This window comes from Streptomyces exfoliatus (genome assembly GCF_000725545.1).
GTDB lineage: Bacteria > Actinomycetota > Actinomycetes > Streptomycetales > Streptomycetaceae > Streptomyces > Streptomyces exfoliatus.
Genome location: NZ_JNZP01000024.1, coordinates 35,989 through 53,722 on the forward strand (window position 1 = coordinate 35,989; position 17,734 = coordinate 53,722).

Here is a 17,734-nt window from a genome sequence, read left to right on the forward strand (position 1 = left end):
CGCGGGCGACGAGGTTGGCCGGATCCCGGCATGACTTGGCAGACTCTGTCGCGTGGTGCTGCGATGCCGATGAAATCCTGCTGAAGCAAGCTGTTGAGAACCGCGCGGTCACGGGGCACGCGCGGGAGACGTGGGGACTTCGACGTGGGCATGGATCCGGCGGATACGGATACGGATACCGATACGGATACCGGGCGGCTGGCGATCGACCTGCTCGGTCCGGTCCGGGCACGCAGGGACGGAGCGCCCCTGTCCCTCGGCCCGGTGAGACGGCAGGCGTTCCTCGCCGCCCTCGTCCTGCGCGGCCCCGACCTGGTGACGTACCGGCAACTCCTGGACGACGTATGGGGAAGCGAACCCCCGGGTACCGGCCACCGCGTCCTGCCGAGCTACGTCTATCCGCTGCGCAAGGCGCTCGACACGGCGGGCGTCGGACCCGACCGGTCAGTGATCCTCGGCGGGCGCGGCGGCTACCGCTTCGTGGCCGGATCCGCCGTCACCGACCTCGACGAACTCGTTGACGCGGCCCTGCTCGCCCGGCGGGCGAAGGCCGCAGGAGACCACGACGCCGCCCTTGAGCGCACCAGTCGGGCCCTCGGCCTGTTCCGCGGCGAGCCGCTGACCGGCCTGCCGGGGCCGCTCGCCGACTCCGAACGCCGACGGCTCTCACGGCAGCGGCGCGCCCTGCACCAGGACCGGGTCGAGTGCCTCGTCCTGCTCGGGCGCCACTCGGAGGCCCTGGACGAGCTCATGGCGGTGCCCCTGGCCCGGCCGCACGACGAGCCCCTCGCCGCGCTGCGGATGCGCGCGTTGTACGGCAGCGGCCGGCAGGCGGAGGCGCTCGCCGTGTACGGGGAGACGCGCGGGCGACTCCTCGACGAGCTGGGCGTGGAGCCCGGTGAGGAACTGCGCCGGATCCAGCAGGCCGTCCTGCGCCGCGACGACCGGGTCCTGCTGGGCCGGCCGGGCGGACCGCGCGCGGCCAAAGCCGCCGTACCCGCTCCACGGATCGCCGGGCACGACATCGGGAACGAGGCCACGGGGAGCGAGGAATCCGGGCGCGAGGACGCTCGGCGCCGGGACCCGGTGGCATCCCCGCACCACGACGCCACACCCCCCGACCCCGCCACCCGGCCCGGCCGCCCCCGCCCCCGCCACAACGAACTCCCCGGCGACACCGCCTGTCTCGTCGGCCGCGAAGCCGAACTCGCCCTGCTCACGGCCCCCGTGCCGCCCGGAGCGGTGTCCGTGGCGGTCGTCGACGGCACCGCGGGCGTCGGCAAGAGCGCCCTGGTGGTGCGCGCCGCCTGGACGCTCGGCGACGCCTACCCCGACGGCTCCCTGTACGTGGACCTGCGCGCGCACGGAGCCGGCCACGAGCGCGTCGACCCCCGGCGGGCCCTGCGCCGGCTCCTGCGCGCGGTCCGCGGCACCGGCGACGACCTGCCGGAGCCCGGCCCCGACGAACTCGCCGAACTCGTGGCAGCCTGGCGGGCGGCCACCAGTGCGCTCCGGCTGCTCCTGGTGGTGGACGACGCCCGCAGCGCCGAACAGGTACGGCCGCTGCTGCCCGCCGGCCCGGGGAGCCGGGTCCTGGTCGCGGGCCGACAGCGGCTGCCCGGTCTCGACGCCGATGTGCGGCTCACCGTGGAGCCCCTGGACACGGGCGGTTCGGTCGGCCTGCTGCGCACGCTGCTCGGCCGGGAGCGGGCGGACCGCGAGCCCGAGGCCGCCCGCGCACTCGCCCGGCGCTGCGGCGGTCTGCCCCTGGCGCTGCGCATCGTGGGCGCCCGGCTGCAGAACCGCCCGTCCTGGACGCTGGAGCATCTGGCCGCACGGATGTCCGACGACGCGCGCGGCCTCGGCGAGCTGAAGGCCGAGGACCGCAGCATGGCGGCCGCGTTCCGGATGTCGTACGACCAGCTCACCCCGGAACTGCGGCGCGGCTTCCTGGCGGTGGGCCAGTCCCCGACGGCCCGGTTCGACGGGCTGACCCTCGCCGTCATGCTGGACCGCTCCCGTGAAGACGCCGACGACCTCCTGGAGGACCTGGTCGACGCGAGCCTGCTGCACCAGCCGCAGCCCGGCCGCTACCGGCTGCACGACCTCGTACGGGCCCACGCGCGGCACCTCGCCGCCGAGGCCCCCGCGCAGGCCGCCGCCGACCGCGCCGCCGTCCTGGGCCTCTACACGGCCGCGGGCCGCCTCGCGGGCGGCTGGGGCCCCGAGGCCTTCCCGACCGGCCCCGAGGTCACCGCGGCGCCCTTCGCCGACTGGCGGGAGGCCACCGCGTGGCTGGACGGCGCGAGCGGCGAACTCGTCGACGTGGTGGCGTACGCGGCCGACGCCGGGGAGTACGACCACGCCGGCTGGATCGCCGAGGCCCTGGCCGACCACCTGGTCCGCCAGGGCCATCACCAGGAGGCCCGCACCGCCCTGGAGACGGCCCTGACCTGCGCGGACATGGCCGGTGACCGGCGGATGCCCGCCTCACTGCGCAACTGCGTGGGCCTCGTCGATGTCCACCGGGGCAGGTTCCGTGAGGCGTACGCCTGGTTCGCCGACGCGCTGCGCCTCAGCCGCGGTCAGGGGGAGCCGTGGGACCGGGCCCGGGCCATGGCCGGGATGGGTGTGGCGCGGTGGCCGCTGGGACACGTCGACGAAGCGGTCGCCCACCTGGACGAGGCCCTTGAGCTGGCGGTCCGGCTGGACGACGACTGGCTCGCGGGCACCGTGACCTGCAACCTCGGCGCCATCCACGCCAAGGCCGGTCGGCACGAGGAGGCCCTGGGGCACTACCGCTCCGCGCTCTCCGTGGCGGAGAAGAACGGCCGGCCCGGGACGATCAGCGAAACCCTGTGCTTCGTCGCCGACGCCCACCTGGCCCTCGGCCGCCCCGAGGAGGCCATGAGCCTGCTGCGGCGGGCGGTGGACCTGGCGCAGGAGGCGGGCGACGTGTCCCTGCGCGCGAACGCCCTGTCCCGCCTCGGCGCCGCCGAACACGCCCAGGGCGACCCGCACGCGGCCGTCGACACCCACCACGAGGCCTTGTCGGCCCTCACCGAGCGCACGAGCGCCTGGCTGGAGATGCAGATCCGCACCCGCCTCGGCCAGAGCTACGCGGCGGTCGGCCGCCGCACCGAGGCACGGCGTGAGTTCCGGACCGCGCTGTCCCTGCCGGAGGCCGGCGACCACCCCCGCGCCTACGGCCCCGCGCGCGACGGACTGGACAGCTGCTGAGGCGGGGGAGACGGGCCGCCGCCTGCCTCCACTGACCGTTCCAGGTGAGTGAGCGTGTCCGTCGGGGCCGCGGCCCGTTGTGAGGGGTGTGACCTCAACCCGACGCATCTCCTCAGTCCTCGCCGTCGCAGCCGCCTTCTCGTGCCTCGGCGGCACCGCGGCACAGGCCGCCGCCCCCGTCGGCCCGCTCGGACCGCCGGTGAACCCGGTCAGCGAGCTCGACGCCCTCACCATGACCGGGATTCCCGAGGAGTCCCGCGCGCAGTTCCCCGGCATCGCCGGTCAGCTGGGCGGGCTCAACCGTGTCAACGACCTGAACCAGATCCACCAGCTCACCGATCTGGCCGCGCCGGCCACCGGGCTGCTGCCCGAGATCTCCACCTGACCGACACCGCCAGGACGAGCCGGCAGCGTGCGACGGCGCACCCTGCCGGCTCCGTCATGCACGGCGGCCGGAGTCACCAGCGCCGGCCGAGGCACGCGTCACCAGCCGAAGCGCCGGTCCACGACGGCGGCGAACTCCTCGAACGAGAGGACGCGGTCGCCGTTCTGGTCGGCCGCGTCGAACAGGGCGGAGGCCTCGTCGGCGGTCCCCACGGCCCAGAACGGGATCACTCCCTGCGCGGCCAGGGTCGGGCCCTTCGCCCGCAGGGCGTTGATGACCTCGACCCGTGTCAGGGTGCCGTCGTGGTCGAGGTCGAGCGCGTCGAAGAGAGTGCGGGCCTTGTCGCTCATGCTGTGTGTGTCCTGTTCCCTGTGGCCGGGGCCGTCGTGTCGGCCGCTGCGTCCCTGTACGGAAGGACGCCGGGTGCCCCCCGCACGTTGCCTCAAGCCTGTCACCGCGCACTCTCCTCCAGGGCGTGGCCGAGCCGCCAGGAGGTCGTCCACAGGTTCCCCCGGACGCGACCGGGGTGTCCGTGGGGCCCGATAGGGTGGGTGAATGGTCCTTTCCGACGGTTCCGCCGTGATCTCCGACGCGGCGGAGGCCCTCCACCGCGTCTTCGGCTACAGCTCCTTCCGAGGGGAGCAGCGGGAGATCATCGAGCAGGTCGTCGACGGCGGCGACGCCCTCGTGCTGATGCCCACGGGTGGCGGCAAGTCGCTCTGCTACCAGATCCCGGCCCTGGTCAGAGAGGGCACGGGCGTCGTGATCTCGCCGCTCATCGCCCTGATGCAGGACCAGGTGGACGCGCTCAGGGCCCTCGGGGTGCGGGCCGGATTCCTCAATTCGACCCAGGACACGTACGAGCGGCAGGCCGTGGAGCAGGCCTTCCTCGCCGACGAGCTCGACCTGCTCTACCTGGCTCCGGAGCGCCTGCGCACCGAGGGCACCCAGCGGCTCCTCGACCGGGGCAAGGTGTCGCTCTTCGCGATCGACGAGGCGCACTGCGTGGCGCAGTGGGGCCACGACTTCCGGCCCGACTACCTCGCCCTGTCCATGCTGCACGAGCGCTGGCCCAAGGTGCCGCGGATCGCGCTGACGGCGACGGCCACGGAGGCCACGCACAAGGAGATCGCGGCACGGCTCGGTCTGGAGGACGCCCGGCACTTCGTCGCGGGCTTCGACCGGCCGAACATCCAGTACCGCATCGTCCCGAAGAACAGCCCGCACAAGCAGCTGCTGGAACTCATCAGGACCGAGCACGAGGGCGACGCCGGAGTCGTCTACTGCCTCTCGCGGGCCTCGGTGGAGAAGACCGCCGCCCTCCTCGTGGAGAACGGCATCGACGCCGTGCCGTACCACGCCGGCATGGACGCCCGTACGCGCGCCGCGAACCAGGCCCGCTTCCTGCGGGAGGACGGGGTCGTCGTGGTGGCGACGATCGCCTTCGGCATGGGCATCGACAAGCCGGACGTGCGCTTCGTGGCCCACCTCGACCTGCCGAAGTCGGTCGAGGGCTACTACCAGGAGACCGGCCGCGCCGGCCGTGACGGGGAGCCGGCCACGGCTTGGCTGGCGTACGGACTCCAGGACGTCGTCCAGCAGCGCAAGATGATCGACGGCTCCGAGGGCGACGAGCAGCACCGGCGTTCCCTCGCGATGCACCTGGAAGCCATGCTGGCGCTCTGCGAGACGGTCGACTGCCGTCGGGTGCGGCTGCTCGCCTACTTCGGGCAGAAGGGCGAGCCCTGTGGCAACTGCGACACGTGTCTGACCCCGGCGGAGTCGTGGGACGGCACGGTCGCGGCCCAGAAGCTGCTGTCGACCGTGTGGCGGCTGGCCAAGGAGCGGCGCCAGAAGTTCGGTGCCGGGCAGATCATCGACATCCTCCAGGGCAAGAGGACGGCCAAGGTCATCCAGTTCGACCACGACGGGCTGTCGGTGTTCGGCGTCGGCGCGGACCTGGGCACCGCGGAGTGGCGCGGCGTCGTCCGTCAGCTCCTCGCGCTGGGGCTCCTCGCGGTGGAGGGCGACTACGGCACGCTCGTGCTCACGGAGGAGAGCGGCGAGGTGCTCGGTGGGCGCCGCACCGTCACGATGCGCAAGGAGAAGGCGCCGGCCGCCCCGTCCCGCAAGGAGCCCGGGGGCCGCTCGGCGAAGGGCGCCCGCGTGCCGGTCGACCTTCCGGCCGCCGCCGTGCCGGTCTTCGAGGCGCTCCGCGCCTGGCGGGCCGCGACGGCCAAGGAACAGGGCGTACCGGCGTACGTCGTCTTCCACGACGCCACCCTGCGGGAGATCGCGACGCGGCTCCCCACGACGGTCGCGGAGCTGGGCACCGTCGGCGGCGTCGGCGAGGCCAAGCTCACCAAGTACGCCGAGGGGGTCCTGGAGACCCTGGCCGAGTCCGGCGGCACCGGTACGGGTGCCGCTGCGGGTGCCGGTTCCGAATCCGGACCGGCTGTCGGTGCGGGCGCCGGTGCGGGCGCCGGTGGTGTGGCAGCCCGGGTGCCAGCCGCCCCGGCGCCCGACGCTCCGCCGTCGTACGACGAGGAGCCGCCCTTCGACATGGACGAGTTCGAGCCGCCGTGGGACGAGGACGAGTAGACCGGATCGCTTCACACATCCCTTCCGGGCCGTCGTCACGACGGCCCGGGTCACCGCCCGGTCACGGCCGGCGGTCAGGGAGGTCGATCCGTTCGTCGCCGCAGTAGACGTTCATCGACGCGCCGCGCAGGAAGCCGACGAGGGTGAGTCCGCTCTCGGCGGCGAGGTCGACGGCGAGCGACGAGGGGGCGGAGACCGCGGCGAGCACGGGGACGCCGGCCATGACGGCCTTCTGCACGAGCTCGAAGGAGGCCCGGCCGCTGACCATCAGTACGGTGCCCCGCAGCGGGAGGAGTCCTTCGCGCAGGGCGTGGCCGATGACCTTGTCGACGGCGTTGTGCCGGCCGACGTCCTCGCGGACGCCCAGCAGCTCACCGTCGGGGCCGAAGAGGCCGGCGGCGTGCAGGCCACCGGTCGTGTCGAACACCCGCTGGGCCGCTCGCAGCTTGTCCGGCAGGCCGGCGAGGGTGTCCGTCCCGATGCGCAGCGGGTCCTCGGCCACGGTCCAGGCGGCCGTCGTACGCACCGCGTCGAGGCTGGCCTTGCCGCACAGCCCGCAGGACGACGTGGTGTAGAAGTTCCGCTCCAGGGAGGCGTCCGGGGCGGCCACGTGAGGGGCCAGACCGACGTCGACCACGTTGTACGTGTTGCCCCCGTCGGCGGTGGCGCCCGCGCAGTAGCGGATGCCCGCCACGTCGGCGGCGGTGTGCACCACGCCTTCGCTGACCAGGAAGCCGACCGCGAGGTCGAAGTCGTCGCCGGGGGTGCGCATGGTCACCGTCAGCGGGCGCCCGCCGACCCGGATCTCCATCGGCTCCTCGGCGGCCAGCGTGTCCGGACGGTAGGACGAGTCCCCCTCGCGTACGCGCAGGACGCGCCGCCGCGCGGTCACTCGCCCCATTGTTCACTCCTCTGACGTTCGGCCTCACCCCAGACTCTGCCACGGGGCGGGTGCCGGGCTGCGCATCGGATCATGCCCACCTAGGCTGACGCTGTCCTTTTGAGTGTCTTCTGTCCGTAAAGGTTCTCGCGGGAGTCCCATGGTCGTCGTCCAGCCCGTCGTCGTGCCCCCCGAGCGGGCGGCCCTCTTTCTGGTGGCCACGGTCAACCCCGGCGGTGAGGCCACGGTGGCGGAGGCCCTCCAGGAGCTGACGGGGCTGACCCGGTCGGTGTCCTTCCGCTACCCCGACGACGGCCTCAGCTGTGTCGTCGGCATCGGCTCCGAGGGCTGGGACCGGCTCGTCGGCGGCCCGCGCCCCCGCGAACTCCACCCCTTCCCGGCCCTGCGGGGCCCCCGCCACCGCGCCCCGGCGACCCCCGGTGACCTGCTCTTCCACCTGCGCGCCCGCCGTATGGACCTCTGCTTCGAGTTGGGTCGGCTGATCGTGGAACAGCTCGCGGGCGCGGTGACCGTCGTCGACGAGGTGCACGGCTTCGCGTACCTCGACGAGCGCGACCTCCTCGGCTTCGTCGACGGCAGCGAGAACCCGGCGGGCCAGGTGGCCTCCGAGGCGGTCCACGTCGGCGACGAGGACCCTCCGTTCCGCGGCGGCAGCTACGTCGTCGTGCAGAAGTACCTGCACGACATGGCGGCCTGGGACTCGCTCACCGTCGAGCAGCAGGAGCAGGTCATCGGGCGCGCCAAGGCGTCCAACGTCGAGATGTCCGACGACGTCAAACCGGCGGACTCGCACGTGGCGCTGACCACCGTCGTCGACGAGGACGGTGGTCAGCGGCAGATCCTCCGCGCGAACATGCCGTTCGGGAGGGTGGGCAGCGGAGAGATCGGCACGTACTTCATCGGCTACGCGCGCACCCCGGCCGTGACCGAGCTGATGCTGCGCAACATGTTCCTGGGGGACCCGCCGGGCAACACCGACCGCATCCTCGACTTCTCCCGGGCCGTCACCGGCGGCCTCTTCTTCGTGCCGAGCGCCGACTTCCTCGACGACCTGCCCGCCGCGCCGCCGCCCGCCGCCCGCCAGGGGGACTCCCTGGGCATCGGCGGCCTGAAAGGAGCCTGAGTCCATGACGACCCCCGACGCCCCGAGCGACTCGTACAGCGGTACCGACACGAACAACCTGCACCGCGAACTCGCCCCGATCACCCCGGCGGCCTGGGCCGAGATCGAGGAGGAGGCCCGCCGCACGTTCCGGCGCAACGTCGCTGGCCGCCGCGTCGTCGACGTCCCCGACCCGGCGGGACCGGAACTCGCCGCCGTCGGCACGGGGCACCTCACCGACATGAGCCCGCCGGCCCCCGGCGTCACGGCGCGCCTGCGCGAGGCGAAACCCCTCGTCGAACTCAGGGTGCCGTTCACCGTGGACCGGGCCGCCGTCGACGACGTCGAGCGGGGCGCGAAGGACTCGGACTGGCAGCCGGTGAAGGACGCGGCGCGTGCCATGGCCTTCGTCGAGGACCGGACGATCTTCGACGGGTACGGGGCGGCGGGCGTCGACGGGCTGCGTGCCCGGTCGTCGAACCCGGTGGTCCGGCTGCCCGCCGAACCGCGCGACTACCCCGACGCCGTCAGCAGGGCGCTGACCTCACTGCGGCTCGCGGGCGTCGACGGCCCGTACGCGCTGCTCCTCGGGGCCGAGGAGTACCGGGCGGTCAGCGAGACCTCCGACCACGGCTACCCGATCGCGGCACACCTCGGGCGCATGCTCGACGGCTCCCCGATCTGGGCGCCCGCGCTGAGCGGCGGCTTCGTCCTGTCCACCCGTGGCGGCGACTTCGAGCTGCGCCTCGGCCAGGACCTGGCGATCGGCTACACGTCGCACGACGCGAACAGCGTCCAGCTCTACTTCCAGGAGACCCTGACCTTCCGTACGTACACGGACGAGGCCGTCGTCGTACTGGAGGCCTGACCGGAGGGACCGAAGGCCCGACCGGAGGCCCGAGGGCCTCGGCCGGGCCGGGAGAGCCGTGCGGTCAGCTCGTGCCCGGGCTCGTCGCGGGCGGCGGGACGGGGATGTCGTAGACGTGGTCCGGGGTCACGATGCGCGTGATGGCCCGGCCGAGGAGGGTGCTGGGCGCGCTGTTCTCGTGGACGACGTCCGTGTTGAGCAGCACCACCAGGGTGGCCTTGGCCTCCGGCAGGTAGATCGTCAGGGACTGGTAGCCCGGCAGGGAGCCGTTGTGCCCGATCCAGCCCTGGATGTCGAAGAGGCCGAGGCCGTAGCCGCTGCCGGGAGCGCCCGACGGATAGACCTTGAGGCGTTCCGCCTGGGTCTCGGGGGTCAGCAGCGTGCCGGTGGCGAGCACCCGGGCCCAGGTGCGCATGTCCCGGAGGTCGGAGATCATCGCGCCGGCGGCCCAGCCCCAGGAGGGGTTCCAGTCCGTGGCGTCCTCGACGCCGCCCGACGCGGTCTGGTTCGTGTAGCCGTGGGCGTGCGGGCTCGGGAAGGAGGCGTCGGTCGGGAAGAGGGTGTGCCGCAGGCCCGCGGGCTCGAGCACGTTCTTCTGGACGAACTCGTCCAGCGGCATGCCGCCGGCCTTCTCGACGACGAGGCCGAGCAGGATCGTGTTCGTGTTGCAGTAGTCGAACCTGGCCCCCGGCTGGAACTGCACCGGATGACCGAACGCGTAGTCGAGCAACTCCTGAGGGGTGAACTGCCGGTCGGGGTCGGAGGTGAGGGCCTCGTAGAAGTCCTCGTCCGCCGAGTAGTTGAACAGGCCGCTGCGCATGGCGGCGAGGTCGCGCAGGGTGATCTTGTCGCCGTTCGGGACGTCGTCGACGTACCGGGAGATCGGGTCGTCCAGTTGCACCTTGCCCTGGTCGACGAGTTCGAGCAGGGCCGTCACCGTGAAGGTCTTGGTCTCGCTTCCGATCCGCATGTACAGGTTCGGGCTCATGGGCTGCCCGGTGGCCTCGTCGGCGACGCCGAAGGAGCGGATGTACGTGCCCTTGTCGGGGGCCGAGAGGCCGACCGTGACTCCGGGGATCCCCGCCTCCTTCATCACGTCCTTGATCGCCTTGTCCAGGCGGCCGGCGACGGCCGGGGTCAGCTCGGGGAACTCGGTCTGCGCCGGGGCTGCTGCCGCCAAGTGCGGTGAGGGGACGGGTGGTTCGGTGGCGAACGCGGCGCCCGCGCCCACCGGGGCGGTGCTGATGACGAGAGCGGCCAGGGCTGCGCGGACGCGTCGGTTCCGTGTGTGCCGGTTGATCACGGCGGGCCTCCTGCCGGCCGGCGGACAACACTCCACCTTCAGGCTAGGCCGGGCGGCACCGGCTCGCACGGTGGCCCCGAGGGGCGGTCTGTTACGTTGCCGGGGCCCGGACCACGGACGAGAGGGAGACCCGCACGATGGCCGTCATCCACCACACGACCATGAAGCCCACCAAGCTGGAACTGATCAGGGAGTGGCTCCCCACCCGGGAGTGGTACACCGGCGCCGAGGCCCGGCCGGAGAAGGCCGGGGGCTTCCGGATCGACGACCCGGCGGGCGAGGTCGGCATCGAGTTCATGGCGGTGACCGACGGCGAGGGCGACGAGAACGCCACGTACCTCGTCCCCATGACGTACCGCTCCGGCCCCGTCGAAGGGGCGGGGAACGCCCTCATCGGGACCATGGAGCACGACGTCCTCGGCAAGCGGTGGGTCCACGACGGCGCCCATGACCCGGTGCTCGTCGCCCAGTTGTACGCGCTCCTCGCCGGCCGGACCCGGGCACAGGCCCAGTCCCTCACCGACACCCCCGAGCCCACCGTCGCCGTCTCGCCCCTCACGACGGGCGGCGCGGCCGACGTGGACCTGGTCCGGGTCACGGAAGGCCCCGACCACACCGACGTGGTGGTGCGGACACCCGGCGGGGCCGCCCCGCTGACGCTGCGGCTGCAGCGCGTCCTCCTTGCCGGAACGGACCGGGCCCCGGGCGGCGCGGACCAGGACGCGGGCCGGCTGCCCGGTCAGGTCCCCGGCCCGGTCGTCGGGCAGGTCACCGGCGAGTGGCGGCTCCCCGACGGAACCACCGCCCGCGGGGCGTACGTCGTCGCCTTCACCGACCACGGATAGCCCTGGGCCCGTCCAAGTGGCCCGGAGCTAGACCCAGTTGACGCCCGCCGCCGCGAGCAGCGGGTCGTCGACCAGTTCCCAGAGCGGGACGGCGAAGTTGCCCGTGCGGTAGCGGCCGCCGAAGTGCAGGCCGAGGACGCGGTGGTCGGTGAGGTCGAAGACCGGGGAGCCGCTGTTGCCGCCCAGCGTCGAGCAGTCGTGCTTCATCACCAGGCCGCCCGGGGTGAACTCGGTCGCCGCCCCCGGCTGGAGCCGCTTCACGTTGTAGACGTCCATGAAGATCCGGCGCATCGACTCGGGTTCGTTGCGCCGGCCGTCCCAGGCCGGATACCCGACCACGTACACCGGGCGGCCGGGGACGCTCGCGGGCGCGTCCGCCGCGACCGCCAGCGGGGTGGGCAGGCCGCCGTCCGCCGAGGGCTCGACCCGCAGCAGGGCCATGTCGACGTCCGGGTGGATGCCGATGATCTCCGTGACCTCGTACGGGACGGAGGCCCCGGGCGGCTCGCCGTCGAGCGGCAGCTCCTCCGCCGGGTCGACCCGCGCCGACATCCCGTACTCGAAGGTCCAGTCGACGCCGTCGTCCTGGAGGCGGCTGAACTCCACCGCCACATGACGGTTCGTCATCACCGCGCCGGGCCCGACGACGAAGGCAGTGCCGACCCAGTCGAGGCGTGGGTGCCCGGTGACCTCGACCCGGCCGACCCGCGCCAAGGACTCACGGATCGCCGCCCGTTGGGAGTCGAGGACCGCCCACTCGTCGCGCTGCGGGGCGAAGTCCTGGCGCTGGACCAGGATCGCGGGCCGGCCCTCCAGGAGGACGATCGCCTCCACGCCGAAGCTCTCGTCCCCGTCGAGCTCGTCCTCCCGGTGCGCGGCCAGCTTCTCCAGACCGCTGACCCCGGCCTCCAGGACACGGGCCCGCTCCTCGCGGGCGAAGCGCGATATCTCGGCCGCCGGTGCCGCGCCGGCGGGCAGCTCGAAGGTGGACTCGGCGATCTCCGCCTCCAGGTCACCGCGCACCCGCGCGGCCACCGCCCGCAGATCCCCGAAGATCCGCTCCGTCGCGGTCGCGACCGGCGACACGCTCCGTGGTCCGTTCGGCATGGTCACTCACCTCGGCCTTCCGTTCGTCGCGTTCCCCGGGGCGGGCCGCCCCGACTGGGCCGCCATGATCTCCTCGTACAACTCCGGCCTGAACTGCCTGAGATGGGCCAGGATGCCGCTCATCTGCGTCCCGACGTTCACGAACCTGGTCCTGGCGCCCTGGAACTCGACCTCGTCCACCTTCCGTGTCCCGCGGTGCAGCCCCACCACCGTCCAGTCGTCGAGACAGACCGGTGAGCCGGACGAGCCGCCACGGGTGTCGGTGAAGTACAGGAGGTCGTGCTCGTCCGCCCGGTAGACCAGGTTGTTGCGCAGCGCGACCCGCTTCGGCAGGCCCCCGGGGTGCTGGATGATGTTGACGGGAACGCGCTGCCGTTCCCGGACGAGGAGCGGCCGGGTGGCGACCCGGAGCGTCGGGCGCCGTTCCTGGTCGGAGGAGAGCCGCACGATGGCGTAGTCGAGCGCCGCGTCCCAGGCGGCGAGTTCACCGGCCGTCGCCTCCGGCGCCGCCGCCGTGTTCTCGACGAAGTCGAAGCGGGAGCGGGACATGAGCGCCTGCAGCCGCAGGTCCTCGTCGCTCACGTAGGGCCGTACGCCCGACTCCCACGAACGGGCCATCACCACATGGTGGTTGGTGATCAGCAGGCCGGGGGCGATCATCCAGCCCGTACCGCCGTGCGGATAGGAGGGCAGCAGCGGGGCGCCCGACTCGTACGGCGGGATCCTCAGCAGGGCGACCGAGGATCCGGCCCGGATGCCGCCGTGCAGGAACTCGTATGGCACGGTGTCGTCCTGGAGGATGACCTCCTCCTTCATTTCTCCCGGCATCATGTCCGCGGGCAGCTCCGCCTCGCCGGTGATCGCGCGGGCCACGGTGTCGAGGGCGCCCTGAAGGACGGCGCGCGGGCCCGGTTCACGGGTCAGCTCGATCGCGTTGTGCAGCCAGATCTCCAGCGGCACCAGCCCGTCGATCAGCCGCTCGACCTGGTTCATCGCGTTCAGGTCGGCGTGCACCTGCTCCCGGGGGTCGTCCAGCGCTTCGAGCGTGGACGTGAAGTGGCCGGGGACGCCGACGAGCAGGGCGGGACGCAGGGACCGGTCCGCGAGACCCGCCTCCATGGCGGCGTTGCGGAGCCGGACGAGCTCGGGCTGCGGCAGGAACGGTTCCTTGCGGAGCGCGGCCCCGGCCGCGGTCGGCGGCGGGCGCGTCCACAGCCCCGTACCGCCGTGGCGGGGGCGGGGGCCCGCCCAGATGTCGGGCTCCCCGCTGCCGGGCGCGCGAGCGCGCGAGGACGCGCCGCGTGCGGTTCCGGCCAGGCGTGCCGCGCCGCGCGGCAGCGGGCCCGCGTCCATCGCGGAGGCGACCCCGAGCAGCAGGTCGCCGCTGCCGTCCCGGAGCGTCAGCGCCTGCCGCGCGACACTGTCCAGGGTGCCGCGCCGCCGCGCCTCCCGCAGGTCCCGCTCGATCCGGGCACGGTCGAGACGGCCGTCCCCGGGGTACGGCTCACCGGCCGCCGACTCCAGGATGCGGGCCAGTGGCTCGCGGAGCCCCGGCTCGTCGCCGAGGGTGGTGTCGATCCAGTGGGCCAGTTCCGTCACCACCGCCTCCTCGTCCGCCGGCAGCCCCACGAGCCGCAGCGTGTGCTCCAGGAGCCGGGGGTCCGCCGGGCAGGCCGCGGCCGCCGCCGTACGGGCCAGGGACGGCTGCCTGGCCAGGTCGGCGTCCGGCATGCCGCGCAGCGTCCGGGCGAGCCGCTCCCGCGCCGGAGCGGCGTCGACGTCCGCGAGCGACGCGAGCCGCGAGCGGGCGACGAGCACGCCCAGGGACTCGTACCGCAGTCCGAGGCCCGCCGCGATCTCCTCCGCCTCCTGCAGGTCCCGGTCCGCGTCCGCGAAGTCCCCCGTGTCCTGCGCGAGCCGCGCCGACAGCTGGAGGAGTTCGAGCTGGGTCTCCGCGCAGCCCGCCTCCGCCGCGCCGTCCACGGCCCGCTCGGCGCTCGCGCGCGCCTCCGCCGTCCGGCCGGACCGGGCGAGGGTCTCGGCGAGCAGCGCGTGCAGCCGGCTGCACGGCGTCCACGGGCGCCGCTCCGCGAGGCGCTGCGTCGCGGCCTCCACGTACCCCTGGGTGAGCAGGTCCTCGACCTCGCGCGCGGCGATCCGCTCCCAGTCCTCCTGGTCGGCCTCGGCCATGATCTGGTCGGGCACGTGGCCGCCGATCCTGCCGAGGAGGAACGCGGCCGGTCGGTGCGCCATCTCCAGGTGCGTCTGGCCGCCCAGGTAGGCGTCCACTCCGGGCTCCCAACGGGCTTCGACCGTGCGGGGGTTCTCGCCGAGCCTGAGCCGGTGGTAGATCTCCTCGGCGCGATTCCGGGTCCCCTCGCGGGCCGCGTAGTACGCGACGGCGCTGCGGTCGACCGCCCGCATCAGATCGGTGCGCGCGCTGTCGGAGAGCCGCAGCATGATGGCGCGCAGATCGGCCCTGTGGCGGATGGCCTCGGGTCCGGCCGGCTCCATCAGGTCGACCCGTGAGGTGAGCAGCCCGTACAGCCGGCGGGCCTCGCCCGCAGAGTCGACGCGGAGCCCCGCGGGACCGGCGAGCACCTCCCTGACCAGGTCGGGGGTGATGAAGCGGAGGGCGAGGCCCGCCTGGACGAGGGCCCTGACGTCGTCCTCCGCGATGTGCTTGAGGATGCGGTCGTACAACGTTCCCTGGATCAGCATCTGGTCGACCTGGCGGTCGAAGTACCGCCGCCGGGAGGGCAGTCCGCGCAGGAGGGAGCCCAGCGAACGGGAGTCGGCGCCCAGGGCGACCGCCGTGCCGGCCGCCAGCCTCAGGCTCAGCGGATGGCCGCCGATCCGGTCCGCGAGCTCCTCCGCGAGCGTCTCGTCGAGGACCCCGGACGACATCAGGAGGTCCACGGACGCTTCGTGGTCCAGCTCGGTCAGCTCCCTGGTGCGCGGCGTGAGGACCCGGGCGGGGTGGTCGATCGGCGCCCGCCCGGAGACGATGAACCGCAGCCGCGAGTACGCCGCCCGCAGCGCCGTCCAGATGGCCCACATCCGGCCGAGGACGGGGGAGCCCCGGTACTGGGCCTCCTCGAAGGAGTCGATCACGACGAGCAGCGGGGGCGCCTGCCCGTCGGGCGCGGGCCGGACCGCCTCGGCGACCAGGGACGCGATCCGGTGGGCGAGTTCCTGCTCGCGGGCGCTGGCGCGGGCGTGGAAGTCGGACGTGTAGTCGCGGGCGAGCGTGGCCCGGGTGCCGGCGAGGCGGTGGAGTTCGTCGAGTTCGTTGCGTTCGCCCCGCTGGGCCGCCGCGGTCCGCTCGCACTCGTCCGCGAGGGCCTCGAAGGCGGCCCGGTGACCGGCGTGGTGGACGGCGAGCTGCCGGGCCATCTCCGCGATGACGGTGGCGGGTTCGTGGACGGAGAGCGTGGGGCGCGCGAAGTCGATGTAGACGAAGGGGAATCCGGTGGGGGACGCGGCCAGCGCGTCGATGAGGAACTTGGCGAGCAGGGTGCTCTTGCCGATGCCGCCGACCCCGTGCAGGAGGACCGGGGGCTCCGCCGGCTCCTCGGGCAGTGCGAGATAGGCGTGCAGGTCGTCGAGTTCGGCGGTGCGTCCGTGGAAGGTCCCCTGGATCAGCCGGTGCAGAGGCTGGAGCAGCCGGGCCGCCTCCAGACGGTGCTGGACGACGTCGACGGGAGGCAGCCCGGTGACGCCCGGTACCCGGCTCAGCCAGAGCACGGCCTGCAGGGTGTCGGACAGCTCCTCGACCTCGTCGCCCGCCGACGACGGCCCGCCGGGGGAGGGGGCGGGGGCGGGGGCGAGTGGCGGGCCGGTGCCGGAGAGCAGGGCGAGGGCGGTGTGCTCGGGGCCGGAACCCTGCGGGCGCAGGCCGATGTTGACCCGCAGGGCACGCAGCGCGGCACCGGGCCCGGCGAGTCCGGCGAGTGTCGCGTCGCGGACCTCGGGCTTGAGCGTCCACACCGTGGCGCCGGGAGACGGCAGGGCGGTGCAGTCGTCGACGAGTTCGAGGACGGCGCGCCCGGTGGACAGCTCCTCGCCCGGCAGCCGGAGCAGTGCGGGGTCGAACTCCTGGAGCAGACAGGCGGCCTCGCGGTAGGAGCGGCGCGGGTCGGGCAGCGCGGCGGCGGGAGCCGAGAGGGTCGCGCGCAGGGTGTCGCGCAACAGCGGGGCGGCCTCCCCGGGCGGGGCCGACGTCCGGGGCAGTGCCCGGTGGAGTCGTACGACGTCCTCCACTGCCGTGCACAGCCTGCGCATGTGACTCTCCCCGTTCGGCGGGGAGTCGACGGCGCGCAGCACTTCGCTCACGGCCGTCTCCGTCAGCTCGCGGACGGACTCCTCCCAGCCGGGGGCGGTGGTGTCGGTCGCGTCGGTGAAGAACTCCTCGAAGAAGCGGCGGAGATCGTCGGCGTCGGCCGGACGGGCGGTGTCCCGGCACTCGTTCTTGCGGATTTCGTAAGGGAGTTGACGCATGGTCTCGGCGTAGCCGAGCAGCACGAGCCGGGGCACGGTCTCGGCCCGTACCGGAGTGTGCTCGTAGATCGCCCGTGCCAGCACGCCGATGGCGTCCCACGCGTCGGCGTGCGGGTCGAGCCGGTCGCAGTCGTCGAGGACGAGCCAGAAGCGGTCCTCGGCGGCGGTCGCACGGGCGACGATCTTGTGGGCGGCGTCCTCGAGGGCGGGCAGTGGATCGTTCAACCGTGTGGGATTCAACGGAAATCCGTCGGCCTCCGGTCCCGCCACGAAGGCCGCCAGCCGCTCCATCAGACGCGCCGCCGTCGACGTACGGGACAGGGTCACCCGGACCGGACGGAAGCCGAGGTGCTGGCCGAGATGGCGGATGAGTTCGTACGTGTACGAGCGCCCGCTGTCCGGGGGACCGTCGACGATCAGGACCGTCTGCTCCGGGTCGGCGACGAAGCCCCTGAGCCTCTCGCGCAGCTCGGACCGGTCGAGGAACACCTCGGTGCCGTGCTTCAGGAGCTGACTGTCGAACGGGTCCCGCCGTGCACGCCGCAGCCCTTCGTCCTCGCGCAGCCGGGTGAGCAGGTTGCGGGCCTCCGCGCCCTGCTCGTAGCCGTGCGGGTCGTCGATGGCGGCCAGCGCGTCGAGACCGGCGAGGACGGCGAGGAGCCGGCGCTGATGGGCGATGTCCCGGCGGGCGGCCTCCACCACGAGGGCGGCGTTCCGGTCGGCGTCCGGGGTGAGCGGCAGGTCCTCGACGAAACCGGCCGGGAGACCGGCGCGCAGCAGCCGTTCGCGTGGGTCGGGGGTATCGAGGAGGTGGTCCCGCACCCAACGGGCGACGAGCCCCCACTCCGTCTCGGTGAGCGGCATTCCGCACCTGTCCGGCGC

The 17,734-nt window shown here is 73.5% G+C and carries 11 protein-coding genes; 6 read left to right on the forward strand and 5 right to left on the reverse strand.

From position 1 onward, the window contains the following. Nucleotides 1-264 precede the first annotated feature (264 nt). Together IO20_RS0126400 and IO20_RS0126405 are read left to right on the forward strand one after the other, a co-directional pair. The gene (locus IO20_RS0126400) at nucleotides 265-3,240 is read left to right on the forward strand and encodes an AfsR/SARP family transcriptional regulator (protein ID WP_245685051.1); all 2,976 of its coding nucleotides are present in this window, start codon (nucleotides 265-267) and stop codon (nucleotides 3,238-3,240) included. An 88-nt stretch (nucleotides 3,241-3,328) separates the two neighbouring features. Continuing rightward, a complete protein-coding gene (locus IO20_RS0126405) occupies nucleotides 3,329-3,625 on the forward strand; it encodes a hypothetical protein (protein ID WP_030555524.1) in 297 nt (98 codons plus the stop codon). Between the two features lie 98 nt (nucleotides 3,626-3,723). Here the strand turns inward: IO20_RS0126405 and IO20_RS0126410 are convergent, their stop codons facing one another. Beyond that, nucleotides 3,724-3,975 (reverse strand): EF-hand domain-containing protein, encoded by a 252-nt coding sequence (locus IO20_RS0126410; RefSeq protein ID WP_030555525.1) that lies wholly within the window; start codon nucleotides 3,973-3,975, stop codon nucleotides 3,724-3,726. Between the two features lie 205 nt (nucleotides 3,976-4,180). On the opposite strand from IO20_RS0126410, the gene recQ reads away from it, so the two are divergent. Then, nucleotides 4,181-6,226 (forward strand): DNA helicase RecQ, encoded by a 2,046-nt coding sequence (recQ, locus tag IO20_RS0126415; RefSeq protein ID WP_030555526.1) that lies wholly within the window; start codon nucleotides 4,181-4,183, stop codon nucleotides 6,224-6,226. A 61-nt stretch (nucleotides 6,227-6,287) separates the two neighbouring features. On the opposite strand, the gene fdhD is transcribed toward recQ, so the two are convergent. Then, entirely contained in the window at nucleotides 6,288-7,127 is an 840-nt protein-coding gene (gene fdhD, locus IO20_RS0126420) for a formate dehydrogenase accessory sulfurtransferase FdhD (RefSeq protein WP_030555528.1), read from the reverse strand. 139 nt (nucleotides 7,128-7,266) lie between these two features. On the opposite strand from fdhD, the gene IO20_RS0126425 reads away from it, so the two are divergent. Beyond that, the gene (locus tag IO20_RS0126425) at nucleotides 7,267-8,250 is read left to right on the forward strand and encodes a Dyp-type peroxidase (RefSeq protein WP_030555530.1); all 984 of its coding nucleotides are present in this window, start codon (nucleotides 7,267-7,269) and stop codon (nucleotides 8,248-8,250) included. A 4-nt stretch (nucleotides 8,251-8,254) separates the two neighbouring features. Beyond that, on the forward strand, nucleotides 8,255-9,097 hold the full coding sequence (locus tag IO20_RS0126430) for a family 1 encapsulin nanocompartment shell protein (RefSeq protein WP_051874860.1): 843 nt from the start codon (nucleotides 8,255-8,257) through the stop codon (nucleotides 9,095-9,097). A gap of 64 nt (nucleotides 9,098-9,161) precedes the next feature. On the opposite strand, the gene IO20_RS0126435 is transcribed toward IO20_RS0126430, so the two are convergent. Next, nucleotides 9,162-10,397, reverse strand: a complete 1,236-nt coding sequence (locus IO20_RS0126435; protein WP_037636326.1) for a serine hydrolase domain-containing protein — start codon at nucleotides 10,395-10,397, stop codon at nucleotides 9,162-9,164. A 140-nt stretch (nucleotides 10,398-10,537) separates the two neighbouring features. Between IO20_RS0126435 and IO20_RS0126440 the strand changes: the two genes are divergently transcribed. Then, nucleotides 10,538-11,245 (forward strand): maltokinase N-terminal cap-like domain-containing protein, encoded by a 708-nt coding sequence (locus tag IO20_RS0126440; RefSeq protein WP_030555536.1) that lies wholly within the window; start codon nucleotides 10,538-10,540, stop codon nucleotides 11,243-11,245. A 27-nt stretch (nucleotides 11,246-11,272) separates the two neighbouring features. Here IO20_RS0126440 and IO20_RS0126445 read toward each other — a convergent pair whose 3' ends face one another. Both IO20_RS0126445 and IO20_RS0126450 read right to left on the reverse strand, forming a co-directional pair. After that, complete coding sequence (locus tag IO20_RS0126445) at nucleotides 11,273-12,352, reverse strand: trypsin-like serine peptidase (RefSeq protein WP_030555538.1); 1,080 nt, start codon at nucleotides 12,350-12,352, stop codon at nucleotides 11,273-11,275. A gap of 6 nt (nucleotides 12,353-12,358) precedes the next feature. Further along, entirely contained in the window at nucleotides 12,359-17,716 is a 5,358-nt protein-coding gene (locus tag IO20_RS0126450; protein WP_030555540.1) for a trypsin-like peptidase domain-containing protein, read from the reverse strand. Nucleotides 17,717-17,734: the final 18 nt, after the last annotated feature.